The organism is Paenibacillus sp. Soil766 (assembly GCF_001428105.1).
Classification (GTDB): Bacteria; Bacillota; Bacilli; order Paenibacillales; family NBRC-103111; genus Paenibacillus_E.
In genome coordinates this window covers 238698-260241 of sequence record NZ_LMSJ01000034.1, presented here as the reverse complement: position 1 = coordinate 260241, position 21544 = coordinate 238698, and the positions used below count along the sequence as shown (strand labels likewise).

Annotated in this window: 19 protein-coding genes; 8 read left to right on the top strand and 11 right to left on the bottom strand. The window is 46.7% G+C overall.

Annotated features, from left to right (window positions below):
- Window positions 1-15: 15 nt before the first annotated feature.
- The 4 genes from ASG89_RS24680 to ASG89_RS24665 all read right to left on the bottom strand — a co-directional run bounded on the left by ASG89_RS24680 (window position 16) and on the right by ASG89_RS24665 (window position 7882).
- The gene (locus ASG89_RS24680; protein WP_057313671.1) at window positions 16-1788 is read right to left on the bottom strand and encodes an acyl-CoA dehydrogenase family protein; all 1773 of its coding nucleotides are present in this window, start codon (window positions 1786-1788) and stop codon (window positions 16-18) included.
- Window positions 1789-1858: 70 nt separating this feature from the next.
- A complete protein-coding gene (locus ASG89_RS24675) occupies window positions 1859-3046 on the bottom strand; it encodes an acetyl-CoA C-acyltransferase (protein WP_057313670.1) in 1188 nt (395 codons plus the stop codon).
- A 348-nt stretch (window positions 3047-3394) separates the two neighbouring features.
- Window positions 3395-5788, bottom strand: a complete 2394-nt coding sequence (locus ASG89_RS24670) for a 3-hydroxyacyl-CoA dehydrogenase/enoyl-CoA hydratase family protein (protein ID WP_057313669.1) — start codon at window positions 5786-5788, stop codon at window positions 3395-3397.
- 54 nt (window positions 5789-5842) lie between these two features.
- Window positions 5843-7882 carry a (Fe-S)-binding protein gene (locus tag ASG89_RS24665; protein ID WP_057313668.1) on the bottom strand — a complete coding sequence of 680 codons (2040 nt, stop codon included), beginning with the start codon at window positions 7880-7882 and terminating at the stop codon, window positions 5843-5845.
- Between the two features lie 269 nt (window positions 7883-8151).
- Between ASG89_RS24665 and ASG89_RS24660 the strand changes: the two genes are divergently transcribed.
- The 3 genes from ASG89_RS24660 (at window position 8152) to ASG89_RS24650 (ending at window position 10585) form a co-directional block, all read left to right on the top strand.
- Window positions 8152-8739, top strand: coding sequence for a TetR/AcrR family transcriptional regulator (locus ASG89_RS24660; protein WP_268795658.1), 588 nt, complete (start codon window positions 8152-8154; stop codon window positions 8737-8739).
- 63 nt (window positions 8740-8802) lie between these two features.
- Window positions 8803-9567, top strand: coding sequence for an electron transfer flavoprotein subunit beta/FixA family protein (locus ASG89_RS24655; protein ID WP_057313667.1), 765 nt, complete (start codon window positions 8803-8805; stop codon window positions 9565-9567).
- Between the two features lie 34 nt (window positions 9568-9601).
- Window positions 9602-10585: an electron transfer flavoprotein subunit alpha/FixB family protein gene (locus tag ASG89_RS24650; protein ID WP_057313666.1), complete on the top strand. Its 984-nt coding sequence runs from the start codon at window positions 9602-9604 to the stop codon at window positions 10583-10585.
- A gap of 52 nt (window positions 10586-10637) precedes the next feature.
- Here ASG89_RS24650 and ASG89_RS24645 read toward each other — a convergent pair whose 3' ends face one another.
- The 4 genes from ASG89_RS24645 to ASG89_RS24630 all read right to left on the bottom strand — a co-directional run bounded on the left by ASG89_RS24645 (window position 10638) and on the right by ASG89_RS24630 (window position 14486).
- Complete coding sequence (locus ASG89_RS24645; RefSeq protein ID WP_057313665.1) at window positions 10638-11210, bottom strand: hypothetical protein; 573 nt, start codon at window positions 11208-11210, stop codon at window positions 10638-10640.
- A gap of 161 nt (window positions 11211-11371) precedes the next feature.
- Window positions 11372-12508, bottom strand: coding sequence for a winged helix DNA-binding domain-containing protein (locus tag ASG89_RS24640; protein ID WP_057313664.1), 1137 nt, complete (start codon window positions 12506-12508; stop codon window positions 11372-11374).
- A 33-nt stretch (window positions 12509-12541) separates the two neighbouring features.
- Entirely contained in the window at window positions 12542-13336 is a 795-nt protein-coding gene (locus tag ASG89_RS24635) for an SDR family NAD(P)-dependent oxidoreductase (protein ID WP_057313663.1), read from the bottom strand.
- A 130-nt stretch (window positions 13337-13466) separates the two neighbouring features.
- On the bottom strand, window positions 13467-14486 hold the full coding sequence (locus tag ASG89_RS24630) for an AraC family transcriptional regulator (RefSeq protein ID WP_057313662.1): 1020 nt from the start codon (window positions 14484-14486) through the stop codon (window positions 13467-13469).
- 163 nt (window positions 14487-14649) lie between these two features.
- On the opposite strand from ASG89_RS24630, the gene ASG89_RS24625 reads away from it, so the two are divergent.
- Window positions 14650-15075, top strand: a complete 426-nt coding sequence (locus tag ASG89_RS24625; RefSeq protein ID WP_057313661.1) for an ester cyclase — start codon at window positions 14650-14652, stop codon at window positions 15073-15075.
- A gap of 90 nt (window positions 15076-15165) precedes the next feature.
- Here ASG89_RS24625 and ASG89_RS24620 read toward each other — a convergent pair whose 3' ends face one another.
- From ASG89_RS24620 to ASG89_RS24610, 3 genes are all read right to left on the bottom strand, one after another.
- Window positions 15166-16116 (bottom strand): alpha/beta fold hydrolase, encoded by a 951-nt coding sequence (locus tag ASG89_RS24620; RefSeq protein WP_057313660.1) that lies wholly within the window; start codon window positions 16114-16116, stop codon window positions 15166-15168.
- A 144-nt stretch (window positions 16117-16260) separates the two neighbouring features.
- Window positions 16261-16479: a YezD family protein gene (locus tag ASG89_RS24615; RefSeq protein ID WP_057313659.1), complete on the bottom strand. Its 219-nt coding sequence runs from the start codon at window positions 16477-16479 to the stop codon at window positions 16261-16263.
- 19 nt (window positions 16480-16498) lie between these two features.
- Entirely contained in the window at window positions 16499-17329 is an 831-nt protein-coding gene (locus ASG89_RS24610; RefSeq protein ID WP_057313658.1) for an alpha/beta hydrolase family protein, read from the bottom strand.
- 327 nt (window positions 17330-17656) lie between these two features.
- On the opposite strand from ASG89_RS24610, the gene cysT reads away from it, so the two are divergent.
- From cysT to ASG89_RS24590, 4 genes are read left to right on the top strand one after another with little or no spacing between them, the layout of a single operon-like run.
- Window positions 17657-18463, top strand: a complete 807-nt coding sequence (cysT, locus tag ASG89_RS24605) for a sulfate ABC transporter permease subunit CysT (RefSeq protein ID WP_057313657.1) — start codon at window positions 17657-17659, stop codon at window positions 18461-18463.
- Window positions 18460-19290: a sulfate ABC transporter permease subunit gene (locus tag ASG89_RS24600; RefSeq protein WP_057313656.1), complete on the top strand. Its 831-nt coding sequence runs from the start codon at window positions 18460-18462 to the stop codon at window positions 19288-19290. Before cysT ends, ASG89_RS24600 begins: the two co-directional genes overlap by 4 nt.
- Window positions 19280-20365 carry an ABC transporter ATP-binding protein gene (locus ASG89_RS24595; RefSeq protein WP_057313655.1) on the top strand — a complete coding sequence of 362 codons (1086 nt, stop codon included), beginning with the start codon at window positions 19280-19282 and terminating at the stop codon, window positions 20363-20365. The genes ASG89_RS24600 and ASG89_RS24595 overlap by 11 nt, the downstream gene beginning before the upstream one ends.
- Window positions 20366-20408: 43 nt before the next feature.
- Window positions 20409-21524, top strand: coding sequence for a sulfate ABC transporter substrate-binding protein (locus tag ASG89_RS24590; RefSeq protein WP_057313654.1), 1116 nt, complete (start codon window positions 20409-20411; stop codon window positions 21522-21524).
- The last annotated feature ends 20 nt before the right edge of the window (window positions 21525-21544 follow it).

Here is a 21544-nt window from a genome sequence, read left to right as displayed (position 1 = left end):
TCTTGACATCAGGAATCATCCGATGAATTTCTCACCCTGAATGACACGTGCGGCGATGTCGCGCTTCAAGCCCACCGTATTGACACTGCTGCGTCTAGACAGCTTTTTGAGTATGGATAGCTGAGTCCGAAGAACATCTCCTTCTTCCATCGTACTGAGCGCTTCTTTCGCATATGCCTCAATTTTGTCAAAAGCCTCATGAATAAATACCGTCGTAAGCTGGATGGCATTAGTTGCTTTCGTTTCACCAAGTTTATGAATAAGTTTTTGAGTCCGTAACAGCCCACTTTCGGCAGCAAAAATCTGAATCATGATATCCGCAAGGTTACTCAAAACTTCTTGGTTTTTCTCAAGAGCCATGCCATATTTCTGTACGGCAAGCCCGCCGACCATGAGGAACACCTTTTTGGCCATCGTCACTAAGTGAGCTTCCTCTGCTAATGTACCTTCAAACGTTTGACCCGGCATGTAGGCAAGCAATTCACCTTGCAGTTCTTGTGCCTTTTGCAGCAAAGGCAGTTCACCTTTCATCGCTTTCTTCACTAAGGTACCCGGGATCAGCAGACGATTAATTTCATTCGTTCCTTCGAAAATACGATTAATCCGCGAGTCGCGATAGATCCGCTCCACTTTATATTCTTGAATAAAGCCGTAACCACCATGAATTTGCAGCCCCTCATCCGCAACAAAGTCAAGAACTTCCGAAGCAAATACCTTATTAATGGAGCATTCGAGTGCGTACTCCGATATGCCTTTGGCCGATATTTTGCCTGCATCAGGACTAGAATGGTCAATATCTTTGAGGATTTCATCAAATAAGCCCGTCGTACGGTACACCATACTTTCTAGAATATACGTCTGAATGTTCATTTCAGCTAGTTTCTTACCAATTAATGGGAATCTAGAAATCGGTGTTTGGAATTGCTGACGCGTATTCGCATATTTGACTGCAAGCTCAATCGTCTCCTTGGAAGCACCTAGACATCCAACAGCTAATTTATAGCGTCCAATGTTCAAAATGTTAAAAGCGATGAGATGACCTTTCCCAATTTCTCCAAGTAGGTTTTCTACAGGCACTTTCACATCTTCAAAAAATAACGGACGCGTCGAGGAGCCTTTGATCCCCATCTTCTTCTCTTCGGGTCCCATTGTGAAGCCTGGATCGCCTTTCTCCACGATAAACGCCGTAAAGTCCGTACCATTGATCTTCGCATACACGATGAAAATATCAGCGAACCCAGCGTTGGTAATATAGAGTTTGGACCCGTTTAATAGGTAGTGTTTTCCGTCGTCAGAAAGACGAGCCGTTGTTTTGGCACCAAGGGCATCCGATCCCGAAGTCGGCTCCGTTAAGCAATAGGCAGCAATTTTCGCTCCTGTCGCTAAGTCAGGCAAATACTTCTTCTTCTGCTCCGTTGTACCGAAGAACACGATTGGCAGCGTTCCAATCCCGACATGCGCACCAATGGATAAGGCAAACGAAGAGGCACGCGCTAAGTTCTCGCTTATAATCGTAGAGCTTACCTTATCCAAGCCAAGTCCGCCATAGATTTCTGGCACATCCGCCCCAAGCAACCCAAGATCACCCGCACTGCGCATGAGTTTGACAGTCAAATCATAATCTAACTTTTCTAAATGCTCATCATTCGGCATGACTTCTCCATTCACGTAGTCACGCGTTGTTTCCGCAATCATGCGATGCTCTTCCGTGAAATCTTCCGGTGTAACGATGGAATGAAAATTTAGATCAGATATGACAAAGCTTCCGCCAACGACTTTGTTCGTCATGAGTCAACTCTCCTTATGATTTGGAATGATGATAATGAACACTTATATTTGGGATAAAATGAGTGCCGCCTTACTCCGCTGCATGCACTTGAAACACGCCAGCCGCTCCCATACCGCCGCCGATGCACATCGACACAACTCCGTATCCGCCGCCTCGGCGCTGCAACTCATAGATTAAACTAGTTGAAAGCTTTGCTCCCGTGCAGCCAAGTGGATGCCCCAGTGCGATCGCTCCCCCATTGACATTGACCTTCTCCTCATCAATTCCCAGCTCCCGAACGATATGAACGCACTGCGAAGCAAAAGCTTCATTAATCTCAAAAAGATCGACTTGATCTTGGGAAATGCCCGCCATCTTCAGTGCCTTCGGGATCGCTTTGACAGGGCCAACGCCCATAATTTCCGGCTCCACACCGGAAAGCGCGAAGGACAGGAACGTCGCCATCGGCTTCAACCCGAGCGCTTCCGCACGCTCGCGACTCATCAGCACGGCCGCCGCTGCGCCGTCCGACGTCTGTGACGCGTTGCCCGCCGTCACAGAGCCCCCCAAGCTGAACGCAGGCTTCAGCTTGCTCAGCCCTTCCACGGATGTATCGGGGCGAACGCCCTCATCCGTGGCAAACACGAATGGACGGACGAACGCTTTGCCGCGTTCGTCAATACCCTTCACGCTCGTGCTCACCGGCACGATCTCATCTGTGAAGCGGCCGGCTGCAATCGCCGCCGCTGCCTTCTGATGGCTGCGCGTCGCGAAGCCATCCTGCGCTTCGCGCGTGATGCCGAAGCGCTGCGCGACGGCTTCTGCGGTATGCCCCATGCCCATGTATACCTCGGGCATGGTCTCGACCAGCTGCGGATGCGGCGAGAGCTTGAAGCCCGTCATCGGGACGTGGCTCATGCTCTCAACGCCTCCGGCGATGATCACCTCGGCGTGGCCGAGCATGATGCGCTCCGCCGCATATGCGATGGCTTGCAAGCCGGAGGAACAGAATCTGTTGACCGTGATCGCTGGCACGGTCACGGGAAAGCCCGCATACAGCGACATCGTGCGGGCGAAGTTCAGCCCTTGCTCGCCTTCGGGCATCGCGCACCCGATAATGATGTCCTCGACATCACCTTTGTCGAGACCAGGAACTCGCCGTACTGCTTCTTCGAGTACGGCTTTGCCAAGATCTTCCGCGCGCGTTTGCGCGAAACTCCCTTTCTTCGCGCGCCCTACGGCGGTGCGTGTTATGGATACAATGACGGCTTCCTTCATCGAATTCACCTCATTAGAAATAGTTGTGTATCATACCTCACCAATTGCGTTCTCATCCTTTTCGTTATCCTTATCCTCAACCTCATTCTCGCCTTCGTATTCTTCCTCATCCTCTCCGCTGCCCCGAAAGGGAATGAGAGTGCGCTATTTCAGCGGAATGAGCTCATTTTGGTGCGAAAGGGAACGTAGGTGCACTATTTACTCGAAATGACGACTAAACACTCGCTTTTGGACCAAATAGTGCACTGTCGTTCCCCTTAAGTTCGAAATCAGGGCTAATGCTTACAAATTAGCGTCTCTACGTTCCCTTACGGAGATATGAGTTAAGGGGTAGTCAGCGCTAGCTTCTTAATTCCTCAAAGCCTTCCCCTTCGACAACATATATTGCATCCGCTGCTGTGTCTTAATCTCACCGCATAAGCTCAAGAATGCTTCTCGCTCCAAATCCAGCATATATTGCTCCGTCACCAACGTTCCAGCTGGTAAATTCCCACCCGCCAACACATGCGCAAGCTTATTAGCAATCAGCTGATCATGTGCGCTGATGTAGCCGCCTTGACGCATCGTGTAAGCGCCGACCTGCATGACCGCTTTTCCGTTCTCGCCTACGACACGGATTTTCTCTTGCGCTGGCGGTGTATAGCCAGCAGCGTCCATCCGTAGTACAGCCTGCTTCGCTTCATAAATCCGATGATCCGGATTTACAACAACCGAATCCTGCACTCGCATAAAGCCGAGCCGTTTCGTATCATGGCCGCTTGTGGACACTTTCGCCATCGCGACTGTCTCAAATACGGCATTAATCCACGGCTGCAGATCAACCTCAGGGTCTCTCACTTGTTGACTAGCCAGCAGTGCAAACTCTTTGCAGCCCCCACCGGCAGGAATAAGTCCAACACCTGTCTCAACGAGTCCATAATACGTCTCTGCCGAGAAAATCGTTTGATCCGCCGGCATACAAGCCTCCACGCCACCACCGAGCGTCATTTTATGCGGAGCAGCGACGACCGGTTTATCTAGTCTCTTCAGCTTGAGCATCGCGTTCTGGAATAACCGAATGATGCCATCCACTTCATCCCACTCGCCATCCTGCGCTTCCATCAGCAGCAGCATCAGATTGGCGCCAACACAGAAGTTTTTACCCTCATTGGCGACTACCAGCCCGCGATAGTTGGCGCGAACCTCATCAACGCTTTGCTGAATCATCGTCAGGATATCGGCTCCGATCGCATTGTTCGGCGAATTGAATTCCAAGCATGCAACGCCATCGCCGATATCGATTAAGTTCGCTCCGCTGTTGGAGCGAATAATTTTATTTTGCTGTTTGAGTGCAGCCAATGAGATGATCTCGGGCCTGGATTCCACCTCGCGCAGCTCCTGATTCAAGATAGCAAAGGTTCTGCCCTCTTTCCGCTCATAGAAACTGTCATGACCCGCGTCAATCCATGCTTTTACCCACTCAGGCACGGTACTACCTTCCGCTTCCATACGTTCCACGGAACGTTTCAGCCCAATCGCGTCCCACGTCTCAAAAGGTCCCAACTCCCAATTAAAGCCCCACTTGAGCGCGTTATCGATGTCCACGATGTTGTCTGCAATTTCGTCCCGCTTCTCAGCTGCATACAGCAGAACCGGCTTCAAAATGTTCCACGCCAGCTCCGAGTACCGATCCTTCGCACCTAGCAAGGCTTTCAGCTTCCCAACTGTCCCCTTTGCTTGTTTGGCGGCCTCCAAGGATGCTGAGCTAATTTTGCTGACAGCCGAGTATGCCATCGTCTCTAAATTCAAAGCATGAATTTCCTTGCCTTCGGCCGATTTCACTTTCTTATAAAAACCTTGGCCCTGCTTCTCGCCAATCCAGCCTTTCGCTACCATCTCTTTCAAAATAGCCGGCGTATCGAAGACATCCTTCTGGGCTGGATCCGTAACGAGATCAAATACATTGTTCGCCACATGTACAAATGTATCCAACCCCACGAGATCCAGTGTGCGGAAGGTCGCGCTTTTCGGCCGCCCCATGGCAGGCCCTGTCACCGCATCTACCTCTTCCACCGTGTATCCTTTGGCCAGCATTTCTCTTAAGGTAATGAGAAGCCCGTAAGTACCAATCCGATTACTTATAAAATTAGGTGTATCTTTGGCTTGCACAACACCTTTACCAAGCTTTTTCTCACAATAATCGGTCATAAAGGCGACAATTCCTGGATCTGTCTGCTCATTCGGAATGATTTCCAATAATTTCATGTAACGCGGAGGATTAAAAAAATGAGTGCCCAGGAAATGCTTCTTAAACTCAGCCCCAGCGTTCTCCACCATGGCATTGATTGAGATTCCCGACGTATTCGACGATACGATGGTGCCAGGCTTCCACACCTGTTCAATCCGAGAGATTAGCGCTTGTTTAGCCTGCAAATTTTCGATAATGACTTCAACAATCCAATCCACTTGGTTTAGCTTCGCCCAATCGTCTTCGATATTCCCAGGCGTAATCCGTGAGGCAAAAGCTTCGCTATACAGCGGTGCTGGGTTTGTTTTCGCTAGCTTTTCCATGGCGCTCACAGCAAATCGGTTGCGCACTTTAGGATGATCGAGCGTTAAACCTGCCCCTTCCTCTTGTGGCGTTAACTGCTCTGGCACACGATCGAGCAATAAGACAGGAATACCTACATTGGCCAAATGCGCAGCAATACCGGAACCCATTACACCCGAACCGATTACCGCTGCCGTACGAATAGTTGTCATGAGATCATCTCCTATAAGTTTTTCGATAGAAAAACTAACTTCGAAAGCATATACTTAGTTTTTCGATAGACCGAACACCGATTGTGCAAGAATTTCAGCAATATCCCGAGCTTTAACCTGCTCCTCTATTTCTTTCAGCTTCGTGCCATCCTCCACCATCGTCAAACAATAAGGACACGCCGAGGAGATTACCGTTGGCTTGACACTCAACAGTTGCTCCGTACGCGCTACATTCACACGAGTACCAGCCGTTTCCTCCATCCACATCATGCCCCCGCCAGCTCCACAGCACATGCTGTTTTCACGAGAACGCGCTTGTTCCACAAGTTCCACACCAGGAATTGCCCGCAACACATTACGGGGCTCCTCGTACACTTCGTTATAACGACCTAAGTAACAAGAATCGTGGTACGTTATGCGTTCATTGACCTCGTGTTGCGGAGTCAAGCGTCCTTCTTTCACCCAAAGGTCCAGTAGTTCTGTATGATGAAACACCTCTGCCGTTAAGCCAAATTCAGGATACTCATTTTTGAACGTGTGGTACGTATGCGGGCATGTCGTGACAATCTTCCCCACCTTGTACTTTTGAAAAGTTGTGATATTGTCCGCACATAGCTGCTGGAACAAGAATTCATTCCCCATGCGACGCGGTGTATCACCGGAATTTTTCTCCTCATTTCCTAATATGGCAAAAGAGATACCAGCCTCCTTCATTAATTTCACGAAAGCATAAGTAATTTTGCGACTGCGATTATCATAGGCACCCATTGAGCCTAAGAAGAATAGATACTCAAACGTTGGATTCTCCTTGACCGTTCGCACTTCAAGCGCATCTTCTGGGTCAACCTCTTTGACCCATTTCACACGATCATTGCGGGAAATCCCCCAAGGATTGCCTTGTCTCTCAATGTTCTGCAGCGCACGTTGACCGTCATGCGGCATGCTGCCTTGCGTCAGCACTAAGTGCCTGCGCATATCAATGATTTTATCCACATGCTCATTCGCTACTGGACATTGATCCTCACAATTGCGGCAGGTTGTACAAGCCCACAGCTCTTCCTCAGTGATCACACCGCCGATCAGATCAACTTCAAGCGGATTTCCCTGCGATTCTGGTGCAAACACCACAGCCGGTACCCACGGGGACTTCGAGGTAATAACTGCGCCTTTCTCCGTCAAATGATCGCGCAACTTCGTAATGAGATGCATCGGGGACAGCAGCTTGCCTGTCGTATTAGCAGGACACACGCTCGTACAGCGACCACACTCGACACAAGAGTAGAAATCCAGCATCTGCTTTTGCGTAAAATCCTCAATCTTGCCAACGCCGAATTCCTCCGCATCTTCATCCTCCAAATTCAAGGATGCGAGCTTACCTGTCGGCTCCGTACGTCGCAGCAAGATGTTAATTGGAGCGGTAATAATGTGAAAATGCTTGGACTGCGGCACATAGATAAGGAAGGATAACAGAATCAGCAGATGCATCCACCAGCCTGCGTAGAATCCAATCGTTGCCGCTGAAATCGACATCCCTTCAAACATTGCCGCCCAACCTGATGTCAGCGGAGCGAATCCTGAAGCTGGTAGCCCCTCACGAATACGTTCAAAACCACCGCTAATCACAACCGACAACATCAAGAACATGATAAAAAACACAACAATGCTCGGCTTCCAGCCTCTTTTGAGACGCTTAAGCTTTTCGATGTATCGTCGATACGTGGCATAACCCATGGCCAGCACGATCAATCCGACCGTCACTTCCTGCATGATGGTGAAATAGTCATAACCAGGAATAGGTAACCTATGGTCAATTAGTCCTTTTAAAATAAGGTCCAAAGCCCCTAGCTGTAGAATTATGAAGCCATAAAAAATCACGATATGCATGATGCCGCTCTTTTTATCCTTCAATAACTTCGTCTGGCCAAACACTTGAACCGCAAACCCCTTAAGCCTTACCTTAGCTTCCTTCTTCAAATCCACCGATTTCCCTAACTGGATGTACAAGTATCGATGATACACAACTCTGCCGAACCCGTAGAGCGCCAAACCCGTAACCGCCAGAAAGAGGAGAAACTGAATCAGCGAACCGGTCATGGAGGTCCCTCCTTTTATTTAAATTGTTTACTCACCATTTTGTTAACGCTTACATTCGTGAATCGCAAAAAAGCAAATTCCATGAATCCCTTTTTAAATAAGAGTAGAAACCTGCTTCAATGTGAAGAGTAAGCCGACAAACCTCCCTACATGCTTGGTTAAGCGGAATAAGTCGTTGACAAGGCGTACTGCGTATTTTATGATGAAATTACAAAAATGAATGAGTATTCATTCACCGATATTTGTATTCTAACACCGAGGTGATCTCCTTGACAAGTGGCAAAAAACCAGACAAGTATTACGCGATTCTCGAAGGCGCGATGAAAGTATTTGCAGAAAATGGGTTTCATAAATCACAAGTTTCACGTATTGCCAAAGAAGCCGGTATTGCAGATGGCACCATTTATCTCTACTTCAAGAAGAAGGAGGATATCTTAACTAGTCTTTTTCAAGAGAAATTAGGCGAGCTTGTCGAGAAATTCAATCTTGCAGTCCGTGAAAGCACAAGCCCCAAGGATGCGTTGCGCAAAATTTGTGAAATTCATTTTAGCGAGCTGGAAAATAACATTCATATGGCTTACCTCACACAAATTGAGCTTCGTCAAAGTGATTTGGAGCTTCGTAAAGAGATTGGTCTTGCCCTTAAGAGATATATTATCCTCATTGAAAATATATTAGAAAAAGGAAAGAGTGACGGCAGCTTCCGTGCGGATCTGGATGTGAAGCTGGTGAGACTTCTTATTTTTGGTGGTATGGATGAAGTCGTTACCTCTTGGCTAATTTCTGGCCAGAAATATTCATTAACAGCTCAGGTTGGTCCTTCACTTGATTTTTTCCTTAGAGGGATTGAGTCGTAGTGCAAACGTTCATCAAGTCATTTAAGGTCTCTATTTCATGTATATTCAGGAGGGAGCCCCACTATGGACATTTTTGTATTATTGAAGCAAACGTTTGATACAGAGGAGAAAATCGTCTTGCAAGATGGCGTCGTTCAAGAGGATGGCGCGAAGTTCGTTATAAATCCGTACGACGAGTATGCAGTAGAGCAAGCCATTCAATTACGAGATGTGCATGGCGGTAAAGTGACACTTCTATCGATCGGACCAGATCGAACAGCAGAAGCGCTGCGAACTGCTCTCGCGATGGGTGCTGACGAGGCAGTATTGATTACGGATGATCGCATCATCGGGGACGAATTCGAAATTGCTGAAATCTTAGCTGCTTATTTACGCAGCCAATCCGTCGACCTCTTACTAGGCGGTAATTTCTCTGTCGATAACGGCGCAGGCCAAGTTGCCATTCGTCTAGCTCATCTACTTGGCTTGCCTCATGTCGCTTCGATTACTAAGCTGGACATTACAGGAGATAAAGCGCTTGTTCACCGAGATGCCGAAGGCGATATCGAAGTAATCGAGGTACCACTCCCTGCTCTATTTACTGCGCAGCAAGGCTTAAACGAACCTAGATATCCCTCACTTCCTGGCATTATGAAAGCGAAGAAAAAGCCTTTCCAACACTTAACGCTTGATGATATTTCTGGTTCGGATGCCATTCTTGCCAAAACAACACGACTGGCGTTATCCCTACCGCCCGAGCGTCAGGCTGGCCGTGTTCTCAAAGGCGAGCTTGCTTCCCAAGTAACTGAACTCGTTCAAGCACTGCGTAACGAATCCAAAGTGATCTAACTTCACCCACTAAGTGACTAGGGAGGCTATATCGATGGCTAAACAATTTCTTGTTGTTGCAGAAGCTCGCAGTGGCAAGCTTCGTCAAGTATCCTTTGAGGCTTTACGTTCGGCACAGCTATCTACTGGAGATGGTGATACACTTGCTGCAGTTCTACTCGGTGGTGCTGGCACGAAAGAATTAGCGGCTGAGCTCGCTGCTTACGGCGCAGACACCATCTATGTTGTAGAGGATCCTCAGCTAGAGAGTTATAGCTCGGAGGGATATTTGAGTGCTTTGTTGGCCGTGGCCGCTGTCGCAGCGCCACATGCACTATACTTCGGTCACACGGCTATTGGCCGTGATCTAGCACCTATGGCGGCCGCTTCGCTATCCGCCGGCCAAATCTCTGACGTTACCGCCATTGAGCGCAGCGGCGATAACGTCTTGTTCACCCGACCGCTTTATGCTGGCAAAGCCGTCGAAAAGAAATCGTTCACCGACCCTGCCGCGCCATGGGTCGTCACGATAAGACCCAACAACATCGCAGCCTCCGAGCCCGACGCTTCGCGTCAAGCTGCCATCATCGATGTTGCCTACCCCGCTCCCTCCCTGCGCAGCATCATCCGGGAGGTTGTGAAAAAAACGTCCGGCGCTATCGACTTGGCAGAAGCCAAGATCGTCGTCTCCGGCGGACGGGGCGTGCGCAGCGCCGATGGATTCCAGCCGCTCGAAGAGCTGGCTGCCGTCCTCGGCGGCGCTGTCGGAGCTTCCCGCGGAGCCTGCGACGCGGGGTATTGCGAGTACGCGATGCAAATCGGTCAGACCGGCAAGGTCGTGACGCCGGAAATTTACATCGCGTGCGGCATTAGCGGCGCCATCCAACATTTGGCGGGGATGAGCTCTTCGCGCGTCATCATCGCGATCAACAAGGATGCGGAGGCGCCGATCTTTAAAGTCGCCGACTACGGCATCGTCGGCGATTTATTCGAGGTCGTGCCGCTGCTGACCGCGGAGTTCAAGAAGCTGCTGGCGTAGATCAGCAGACGAAAGCAGCCCCTTCGCATTGCGCGAAGGGGCTGCTACTTCATTACTTCCTCCATTTTCGCCGAACCAAGAAAATGGTCGTACCCAACAGAACAAATCCAATGATCGCAACCCAGATATAGGGATGTAACCGAGAAAGTTCACCTTCAAGATTAACTTTATCCGTTGGGGGTTTCCCCTCACCTAATGCTGCTAGGTCCTCTTGCGCTTGATCTAAAGCAACCGTCCGATCACAAATGATTGTGACAAGTAATTTTTTGTCTCCATACATGGTAGAGTATCCAGCATAAACCAAATATTCTTTGCCTTTTTCAAAGTTGAATCCACAATCACCGCCACCGCTACCCGTGTGAATAATGATTTGAGATGCTGTGCCACCTTTCCAAATATGGCTTACATCGAATAGTGCAGCTTTCGTCATACTCCCGTTTAAGTTTCTTTGCTCATTTACATCAAGGACACGACCAGCGAAAACGGCTTCCGAACGATTAAATTGAGCTTCGACAGTTTGAGGCATAGCACAAGAGCAAGCATATGCATTGGAAGAATGGAAGATCGTCATGAAACTAAAACCTAGCACAGTCATCAGAATCAAACTTAGTACTCTTCTCACCATAACTCCCCCCTTCTAACCTCAACAACATAACAACATCAACAACTCTTAAACGGATCAGCTCCCCCAAATGTTTCAAGAATAATGTAAAATATTTCCGTTAAAAAACAGATTCATTTAGGTAGTTGATTGTTAATCATTGTTGTGTTCGTTGAATGAGTCGCCTAGGCTAGGAACTGGATATCATGCGTGTGCTCGTCAACCGCTGCAAATTTCAGAAGTTTTGCTCCTTCTATGGCTAGTTCGCCTTGTTCCTCAGAAGATAATCGCCTGAAGGATTCGATAGTAAGTGTTGCTGTTCCGCTCCCCCGTTTGATATGCCATATTCCGCTAACAAAGCCGTCCACGAGGATAACTGACCGAATAATACCGTTCTTAGTGAATACCCGATTTCGATAAGCGTCATCGATAATCCGTGTACGATCTGCATGCGATAATAAAACATTATCAAACTCACCTAAGAATCGTGGCGGGGATATGCTGCTTGGGTCGGGTCTTGGGGCATCTGGCAAGTCGAATAATTCAATCCCGTGCTCGTCACGGAAGCAGATGAGACTAGGACGCAGTTGCTCGAATGCCTCGCGCAACCTAGTTAGTCCCGACCAAGCCTGCATGTCCTTGACTGAAGCTGGGCCAAAGGCGGACAAATAGCGTTGGATCATAATCGCAAGCTTCGGTTCGGTAGAGAGGGACGATCCCAGCCACAGTTCTGCAGACGTATGCGCTGCTTGGCCGCTCTGACCCCAAAGTCCGCGTGGCGGCACTTGGACAAGAGGCAACATCGTCCGGATGGCAGCTGAGAGAGCCTCTGGATCTCGGTCTGGCCACTCTTCACTTAACTGCTTGCCGAGTTCGCTGAATGTCATTGGCTTCGCTTCGACCAGCGCTCGGCCTGCGGTAGCTAGCGCTTGTGCATCTATATTAGCGAGACTCTTGCCGTAGGCACCCGTATAACCTCGATCGTGGACAGATTGTAACAAGGGTCGCAACTCCAAACAATCTCGAGCTGACATCAAGTGAATCGTAGAGCGCATCATCGCGATGCGCACCGCCTTCCTTTCTTCAAGTAGACGGCTCAGCTCTTCCTGTTGAAATCCTTCAATTCGTGTCCACAAACCATAGTAAGGAGGATTCGGCGCTTGAGCCTGCAAACCTACTAAATGCTCAATTACTTCTAGCGCTGGCAAGTTGACTCGCCTCAGAAGCAATTGTCTCTCGAGTAACGCTCGATTCAGAGCGCGTTTCCCAAGAGTTTCTCGATTTGCTTCAGTACTTGCAGCCTTCTTCTTACCTGTATTCACGTACTTGCCCCCCCATATATAAATGATGGATCACTAAAAAATAGTAGGTACCATCCCCCCATCCATTCGGATCGGAGAACCTTTAAAAGCAGAAGCATATGGACTGCATAAGAATGCAGCTAGTCTACCTATTTCAATAGGATTAATAAATCGTTGGATTTCAGATTGAGGTAACATTGTAGACACCAATTGTTTCTCTTTTTCCGAAAAAGTCATAGCTTCATTAGGATACATACTTTCAATTATTTGTTGCACATTTTCGGAGAGTGTTGGTCCTGGCATGATCGAATTGACGGTAACTTCTGTTCCTCTTGTTAGTTTAGATAAGCTTTTTGACAATGACAATAGCATTGATTTGGTCATACAATACTGTGGCATTTGTCCAGAAGGCATCATTGCTTCTTCACTGGCGATAAAGATAATGCGACCAAAATCTTTTTTCAACATTGTAGGCAAGTAAAATTTACATAACCCATTTGCAGCCAGAACATTGATACGGAAGTACTTTTCCCATATTTCATCGTCAACGTCTTCATATTGCATCATTTCATAAATCCCCATATTGTTCACTAAAATATCTATGTGGGGATATTTTTTAAATAGTGCCTCCCTTTGCATCATATCCACAATATCGGCAGTTGCATTTTGAGGTGAGGTAGCTGGGAAATCCGACTTCAATTCTTCAACAATCCGTTCTACCTCTTCAAAGTTCCGTCCATTTATGAGGACATTAACACCTTCTTTGGCAAGTTCAATGGCTATTGCTTTACCAATCCCCTTCGTAGAACCTGTAACTAAAGCTGTTTTATTGTTTAATCCCATATCCATTGTACTTGTCTCCTTTACTAAAATCTTGTGCCTGGATAGGGATTAGTTTACTAGGTCTGGATTGTTCCGTAACTAGCCTATTGCGCCAAAGTTCTTGCGTAACACGCCAAATCATTAACAACTGTACATATTAATTCTCTGTAGCCAAGGTTAACTTGGCCGCACGCCAATTGGAAGGAGTATCACCTTCCCACATGCGGAAGGCACGATAGAATGAATTCTGGTCTTCATATCCAATCAAGAAAGCCACTTCTTTAATCTCGAACGAGGAGTCTGCCAAGTACTCCCTTGCCTGTTCATGTCTAACTTGAGACAACAGATGCTGAAAGCTCGTGTTGTCATCAGTGAGCTGGCGCTGCAAAGTGCGTTCACTCATCCCCAATTCCTTCGCAACGGTATGAATGTCAGGGCGCCCTGCTGTAAGGCTGCGCTTCAAGATCCATTTGACCATTTCAGTAATAGAGTGTCTACGCAGCTGTTCATCCAAGGATTGGTCCAGAACAGGAGTCAGCATCTCCAGCAATTCTTCGTTGTACGAAACAAAGGGGAGCTCCAAATCTCTTCGATGTAAAGTCAAACGGTTACTAGAAGCACCAACCCCGACGCGGCAACCAAAGTATGCTTCAAGAGCCTGCAAATCGCCCATGGGTTGTGAGAATTCGACAAATCTCGCCGTCAAATGTTGACCAGTTCCTCGTCGCCCGAGTTCCAGAAGGTATGCCAGTGTGATGCCAACCAACATTGGTGGACCGGGTTGCTCTGTCGTCAGCCAATTCAGTTCGATTACACAGTTCTCTCCCTCCTCGGTGATATGTAAGCTTTCGGGCGGACACATTTGTTTATAACGAACCATTCGGTTTAGTGCGTCGCGATAGTCACGAGCATGGTAAGTCGCTAAGACGGACGGTGGGTATTTGGCTGTTTCGAAGGCGGTCACAAGCTTGATAATTCCTTGGGCATTGTCACCGATGAGATCGGAATATGCCTGCCAGATCGCGAAATATTGGCTAGTGGTGACTCCAGGTTCATTAATTATGGTGAGCGGCAATCGTGCATGGCGAGCTATATCGTGGGAGGAAATCCCCAACTGATTTAATCCTGCCCAGAATCCTAGTGGGATTTTAATGCGGTCCGAGGTAAGATCCTTCATACTTTTACATTGGAGCCTCCTTCAACTATTTACTCTAGTTTAACACACTACCTTTGATAATCATCTGACTTATCCCTCTTCTAATCTGCCGCTTGCACATATACGCGCAATCCCCTATACTTTTTTACCAGGCATTCATTCTTCCAATAAAGGAGCGACCCCTATGCCAAGATCACCAAGAGACGTCGTGCAACAGTTTTTCCAACTCGTCCGTTCTGGTCTGCAGCCCGATGCAGCCCATGATTACATGGCCGAACAGGTTCTTGCCCACCAAATCACAGCTGAAAACGAAATAACAGTACATCGTACCCCAACTAATTACGCTGATCATGTTCGTGAAATGCTCGACGCATACGGCACTTTTAAATTAGAAGTTCAGGAGCTCCTCACCCAGGAAGATCGTGTTTATGTTCGCTGGAAGCAATCGGGTATACATATCGGAGAAGTTGATGGCTTCTCACCTACCGGGAAACCGATTATCGAAATCGCTAGCGCTGTGTATCGCGTAGAGCATGACAAAATCGTAGAATACTGGATTCAAATCGATCGTAAAGGCATTCGTGTACAACTCGAACGGAATGCGAATTAGTAACGATCGAACTCGTACTTTAACGTATCCAACCATTACCAAATAAAGCCGTTCCCCATAAGCCATCAGGCCAATAAGGAACGGCTTATTTCAATTCGCAATCCAACTATCTAACCTTGCGACAATATCCCCCATTACCTCATCGCGGTTAATTTCATTCAACATCTCGTGTCTGCCACCAGGGTATAACGTATAGCTGATATCTTGTATCCCCAACTTCTCATAAGTCTGAATTAATCGCCGAACTCCCTTTCCTTGCCCGCCAACTGGATCATCCTCACCTGAGAAAATATAAATGGGAACCTCTTTGCGAATACGAGCCAAATGATGAGGTGTATGTATTTCCATTAATCCTTTGAAGAAATCCCTAAAGTATCCCGATGTAAAAATCCCGCCGCAATACGGATCATTGATATAAGCATCAACCTCACGCTCATCTCGACTCAACCAATCAAATGGCGTACGATTCGGCTTGAACTTCGTGTTAAACGATCCAAATGAAAGTGCGGTTAACAGAACACTCCGAAAATGATCTCCTCGAATAGCAGCTTCCAACGTCGCAATCCCAATGCCAACATGAAGAGCTGGCCCTTCTTTTCCATTCGAACCCGACAATAGAATTCCTTGAACACGGGTCGGATACCGCTCCATATAAGTTCCCATGTAGTACTGTGTTAAAAATGAACCCATGCTATGCCCTAGCATAAATAGCGGCAGGTTCGTCTCTTCATAACGCATTCGAATTTGTGACGTAATATGCCCCATTGCATCCGCCATGGCATGGAAGCTATTCTTCCCAAACCTACCTACGGCCTCCAAAGAACCCGCTGTTTGACCATGTCCCAAGTGATCATTTGCATAGACGGCATATCCGTTCTTAGTCAAAACATTAGCTAGTCGCTCATATCTGGCGGCTGTTTCTGCCATCCCATGCGCGATCTGCACAATCCCCTTGAATCCTACGTCTTCCGAAGGTAGCCACTCGTACACATAGTGTTTGATTCCCTGCGCATCTTCCCAAATAAAGTGACCTTTACGCATAAGATTCTCCTTCCAAATCTCGCTTCTACTCCTCCTTAGTATACGTCTTCTGACGAATGAAAACAGCCCCCATTCCACAAGGCATGGGGGGCTGATGTATGAGTGCAATGAGGAAACCTTCTAGGTATTAATGTGGTAATTAGGCTACACTTTACTCTTTTGCTTGGTCGTCGATTTCACCGCTTGTAATGTGGCTTGCGCTTGCGGCGCAGCCGTCGTCTCAAATCTTTTTCTTTCTGTTTTATCAATCTGTGTAATCTTGCCGTCATGAACCACAATTTGTACAGAACCATATTCAAGTCCATCTAAAATTTGTTTAATTCGCTCTACCCAAATCTCGTCTAATTCCAGCGGTTTCGCCATCGTCATGCCTCCATGTCAATTAAATTATCCAATCATTCCACTCTTTGTTTCGTTTATACGTATAGTTCAGCCAATCTCCCGTTTTCTCAAGCAATTCAGTCGTTGATGGTGTTGTCGAGTACGTATGATTTGCTTGATAGACGAGCTCCAGGTCACATTGACCTTCTTTGCGCAGCCAGAACATCTTCTGATGTAACGGCGCATAATCGACAGGAATGGTTTCGTCTGCTGTTCCATGAAGAACAAATACATCGCCAGTAAATTTACGTAATTGTTCAAAAGGTTGATGCTGTGATAAAGATTCGAAGAATCGACTTGTGAGTTTGTAGCCATGATGATCGATCGTACCGCCCAGCGGCAGTTTCTCGTATTCGTTCTTGCCGACGATTCGCATAATATCATTGTGGGGGTGGGCAACAGCCGACCAAAGGACAAGGGTTTTCACGCGATGATCTTTAGCTGCCGTTAACACTGCCGCGGCACCTCCTAAGCTATGGCCAAGTAGAATCACTCTACTCAGATCCACACAATCAATGGAAACACCATAATCAATTACGCGTCGTGTCTGTTCAATGAGTACATCCAGCCCACCTGCACCATAATCCCCTGTACTCTCGCCACAGCCACCATAATCAAAACGAAGTACAAAATATCCTTGTGCGCTGAAAGTGCGAGCTGCCTTTACAAAAAGCCGGTCAACACCGATTCGACTCCCAATAAATCCGTGACAAATGATAATTAAAGGGTAGCGTTGACAATCGGCTTGAACCGCTGTGGGTTGCTGTGTAGGGTAATGTAATGTTGCGGCTAATTCGGCATTGTCGCTTTGAATCGTGATGGCATGCTCCATGCTGGTAACTCCCTTTCTTTACTCATATTAATCTTATCTATTTACTCGGAATTAAAATGTAAACCAATCTTAGCACGGGATGGTAATGGTGTCAATGTATGTTTTACTTAATTATCCAAACATTTTTCATAATAATGGTTAAAGATTTTGTCTTCAACTTATATTCACTTTTCAAACACGCATTTCTACTATTAAAGGCAAAAATAAAGACTTAACATCACAAATCCACTCCAAAATTACTTATTGACAGAATAATCCTGACGCTGTTATAGTCATTTTAATAAAACCAAGTAATTTGGTATGTTTTATGAGAATAGGTGGTGTTCCATGCGTAACAAGGTTTTCAAAGCGACGGTTCGATCCGTGCTTATAGGCTACTTAATTGTGCTTCTTCTTATCCCCATAGCCACCATCTACGTCAAAGGCTTTTCGCTAGGCTGGGAACCATTTTGGAAAGAAGTCACAGGACCTTTAGCATGGAAATCAATTGTATTAACAGTGAAATTAAGTATTGTTGCAACGGTCATTCAAGCATTTGTAGGAACGATTATCGCCTATGTCCTTGTCCGTTATCGATTCCGGGGACAGAGCATTCTGAACAGCATGGTTGATCTTCCATTCTCACTTCCAACTTCCGTTGCAGGCTTAATGTTCCTCACCCTACTTGGACCACAGAGTCCACTAGGAGCTTGGTTAGACTCAGTAGGAATCAAACTGCTTTATAATCAAACAGCCATTGTTATTGGTCTTGTCTTCGTCACTTTCCCATTCGTTGTACGTACGGTTCAACCACTATTGGAGCAGATTGATCCAGCAGAAGAACAAGCGAGTTTCACACTTGGTGCAAACAGGTTCTATACATTTTACCGCATCGTATTACCAGCCCTTTTACCTGGTACGATTGCCGGTAGTATGCTTGCTTTCTCCCGATCACTTGCAGAATTTGGTGCCATCTCCCTAATCTCCGGTAACTTACCGGGTAAAACGATGGTCGCCTCCGTCTATATATATGGTGAAACGCAGAACTACAATCCTGAAGGTGCAGCTGCTATCTCACTTGTCCTCCTGACACTCTCCGTTCTGATTTTATGGGGAATCCATTTATGGACTCGCGGAAAGGGGCGGCTAGCATGAGAAAGTTATTGATTGGCATTTCTTTTTTGGTCATATTCCTACTAATCATATTGCCTTTCTTAGGTATTACCTTCGGAGCATTTGAAGATGGCCCAGGCGCATTCTTTGATGCACTTGTTCGCCCAGAAGCTCTACACGCATTGAAGATTTCATTCATTATTGTAAGCATCGTTACCGTGCTCAATGCCATTATTGGTGTTTATATTTCCTTAGAAATTGTTAGAGGTTCATGGATCTCACGTTGGTTGAAACCGATCATAAATGCCCTGATCGACCTGCCATTCGCGGTATCACCTGTCATAGTAGGTTTGATGGTCATTTTGATTTTCGGACCCAACACGGCACTTGGTACATTCCTCGAAGATCATAATATGAAAATCGTTTATGCCATTCCCGGGATGGTTATTGCAACCATGTTTATCACCTTCCCCTTAATGGTTCGTGAAGTAGTTCCATTATTAGAAGAGATTGGGACACAGTCCGAAGAAGCTTCCGCAACCTTAGGCGCTGGACCCATCCGCACATTCTTCCAAGTGACATGGCCGAGTATTCGTTGGGGCGTCGTGTATGGCTTGATTTTGACGGTAGCTCGCTCGCTTGGTGAATTTGGATCCATTCTGGTTGTCTCAGGTAATATCATTAATCAAACACAAACAGCAACGACACTTGTTTATCAAGATGCTGAACAATTCCAGCTCGTAGCAGCCAATAGCGTGGCCTTCGTATTAGGTCTTATCTCCATTACGATTTTATTATCGCTCGAGTGGTTGAAACGAAGAAGCGAAGCAACGAGAAATCATGGAGGAGGATCCCCACATGCACATTGAAGTAACCAACTTGAATAAACATTTCGGCGATTTTCATGCAATCAAAGATGTTAATTTTAAAATAAAAGAAGGGAATCTTGTCGGTTTAATTGGACCGAGCGGTGGTGGTAAAACCTCCATCCTTCGGATGCTATCCGGACTTGAAAGCCCAACAAGTGGTGATATTTATTTCGATGGCAAGCTCGCCACTCACCTTTCGGTTCAAGAAAGAGGCATTGGTTTCGTCTTTCAAAGCTATGCGCTATTTAAACATATGACAGTGTTTGACAACGTCGCTTACGGATTGAAGGTGCTCAAGAAGTCGAAGGCTGAGATTCAAGATCGCGTAACGTATCTATTGAACTTAATGGGTCTCGCAGGCCATGAGCGGAAATATCCGCATCAACTGTCAGGCGGACAACGTCAGCGTGTAGCTTTCGCTAGAGCACTTGCACCTGAACCACGGCTGCTTCTACTCGACGAACCTTTCGCCGCGATTGATGCCAAAATTCGTAAAGAGCTTCGTGTCTGGCTGCGAAATTTGATCAACGAGTTCAAAGTAACGACACTTTTCGTTACACATGATCAGGATGAGGCGATTGAGGTTGCCGATGAAATCATCTTGGTTCAAGGCGGTAAAATTGAACAACAAGGAAGTCCATGGGAAATTTATACGAAGCCTGCCTCCTCATTCGCAGCTTCCTTCATTGGTGAATCCAATGTGCTTCCCTCCTATGCCCCACTTGTTGGATTCCCTACACTTGCTGATCTGCATAAAGACGGTAAATGGCTTCCTCATGTGAATGTACTAATACGTCCTGAGAACATAGAAATTCGTCATCACAATGTTAGTCACTTGGCTACTGCTGGTGAAAAAGGCAAAGTAACGCATGTTCACTTCCGCGGTGATTCCTGGTATCTCGAAGTGGATACAGGTCACATCAAGCTTTTTGCCTATCAGCCCGTGAAAGAACGCATTTATCAAGTTGGCGATGAAGTAAATATTCTTATCCACCAGATTTCCGTATTTACCCAAACAGGTACAACCTGGATTGATAATCAGGCCAAACAAGATCCACAGCCTGTCTTCATATAACCAATATCAATTAAGCTTTAGAAAAGAAGGGGAGTTGTTAACCATGAAAAATTTCAAAACGCTTGGCCTCGTTACTGCAGCATTATTCACAGCAAGTATTACGCTTACAGCTTGCGGATCCGGCTCAACGAAGACTGCTAGCACAAGTGCTCCAACTGCTGCTGCAACAACAGCGGCAACAGCAGCAGCTAGTACAACACCGAAAGCTGACGGCGGAAAAGTAACGATTACCGTCGGTGCTTACTCTATTTTGAAAGAATCCTTTGATGTGATCCTGCCAAAATTCAAAGAAGATTATAAGAAGAAAACCGGTACAATGGTTGAATTCCAAGAATCCTATGTAGCTTCCGGCTCACAAGCTACCGCTATCATCCAAGGCTTTGAAGCGGATATCGCTCCACTCTCTCTTGAAGGTGATATTCAAAAAATCGTGGAAAAAGGTCTCATTACTCACGACTGGAAAAAAACACCACAAAAGGGTTTCGTAACAACTTCTATCGCCGCTATTGGTGTGCGTGAAGGGAATCCAAAAGGCATTAAAGATTGGTCTGATCTGACGAAACCAGGCGTTGAAGTCCTCATTCCAAACCCAAGTACATCTGGTGGTGCTAAATGGGATATCAATGCTGTCTACGGTGCTGGGCTCAAAATTTCCGAAGCTGCCGGTAAGCAAGATCCTGCTGTAGCCAAAGATCTCGTAGCTAAAATATACAAAAACATTAAAGTACTTGATAAGAGCGGTGCAGATTCACTAGCAACCTTCGATAAAGGTGTAGGCGATGCGATCATTACGTATGAGAATGAACTAGTTGCTCGTATTCAAACGGGTAAAAAGTATGTTGAAGTTATTCCACAATACACGACTTCCATTGAAAATCCAGTTGCTATTATTGATAAATATGTTGATAAGCACGGTAATCGTGCAGCCGTTCAAGCATTCTATGAATACTTGTTCTCTGTTGATGCTCAGAAAGTATTCGCTGACAAAGGCTTCCGCTCTGTTCTTCCAGAAGTCGCTAAACAATATGAGAAAAACTACACAACACCTCCAGGCTTATTCAATATCGAGTACTTAGGTGGTTGGGACAAAGTGAACAAAGATCTATACGGTAAAGGCGCTATATGGGAAACCATCCTTGCTGAAGGTGGCGCGAAGTAAATAAGTTTGGACGAAGAACC

Excerpts from the sequence above, each read along its gene's own strand:
- ASG89_RS24680 (WP_057313671.1), bottom strand. The coding sequence starts at position 1,788 with ATGACGAACAAAGTCGTTGGCGGAAGCTTTGTCATATCTGATCTAAAT.
- ASG89_RS24675 (WP_057313670.1), bottom strand. The coding sequence starts at position 3,046 with ATGAAGGAAGCCGTCATTGTATCCATAACACGCACCGCCGTAGGGCGC.
- ASG89_RS24670 (WP_057313669.1), bottom strand. The coding sequence starts at position 5,788 with ATGACAACTATTCGTACGGCAGCGGTAATCGGTTCGGGTGTAATGGGT.
- ASG89_RS24665 (WP_057313668.1), bottom strand. The coding sequence starts at position 7,882 with ATGACCGGTTCGCTGATTCAGTTTCTCCTCTTTCTGGCGGTTACGGGT.
- ASG89_RS24655 (WP_057313667.1), top strand. The coding sequence starts at position 8,803 with ATGGACATTTTTGTATTATTGAAGCAAACGTTTGATACAGAGGAGAAA.
- ASG89_RS24650 (WP_057313666.1), top strand. The coding sequence starts at position 9,602 with ATGGCTAAACAATTTCTTGTTGTTGCAGAAGCTCGCAGTGGCAAGCTT.
- ASG89_RS24645 (WP_057313665.1), bottom strand. The coding sequence starts at position 11,210 with ATGGTGAGAAGAGTACTAAGTTTGATTCTGATGACTGTGCTAGGTTTT.
- ASG89_RS24635 (WP_057313663.1), bottom strand. The coding sequence starts at position 13,336 with ATGGATATGGGATTAAACAATAAAACAGCTTTAGTTACAGGTTCTACG.
- ASG89_RS24630 (WP_057313662.1), bottom strand. The coding sequence starts at position 14,486 with ATGAAGGATCTTACCTCGGACCGCATTAAAATCCCACTAGGATTCTGG.
- ASG89_RS24625 (WP_057313661.1), top strand. The coding sequence starts at position 14,650 with ATGCCAAGATCACCAAGAGACGTCGTGCAACAGTTTTTCCAACTCGTC.
- ASG89_RS24620 (WP_057313660.1), bottom strand. The coding sequence starts at position 16,116 with ATGCGTAAAGGTCACTTTATTTGGGAAGATGCGCAGGGAATCAAACAC.
- ASG89_RS24615 (WP_057313659.1), bottom strand. The coding sequence starts at position 16,479 with ATGGCGAAACCGCTGGAATTAGACGAGATTTGGGTAGAGCGAATTAAA.
- ASG89_RS24610 (WP_057313658.1), bottom strand. The coding sequence starts at position 17,329 with ATGGAGCATGCCATCACGATTCAAAGCGACAATGCCGAATTAGCCGCA.
- cysT (WP_057313657.1), top strand. The coding sequence starts at position 17,657 with ATGCGTAACAAGGTTTTCAAAGCGACGGTTCGATCCGTGCTTATAGGC.
- ASG89_RS24600 (WP_057313656.1), top strand. The coding sequence starts at position 18,460 with ATGAGAAAGTTATTGATTGGCATTTCTTTTTTGGTCATATTCCTACTA.
- ASG89_RS24595 (WP_057313655.1), top strand. The coding sequence starts at position 19,280 with ATGCACATTGAAGTAACCAACTTGAATAAACATTTCGGCGATTTTCAT.
- ASG89_RS24590 (WP_057313654.1), top strand. The coding sequence starts at position 20,409 with ATGAAAAATTTCAAAACGCTTGGCCTCGTTACTGCAGCATTATTCACA.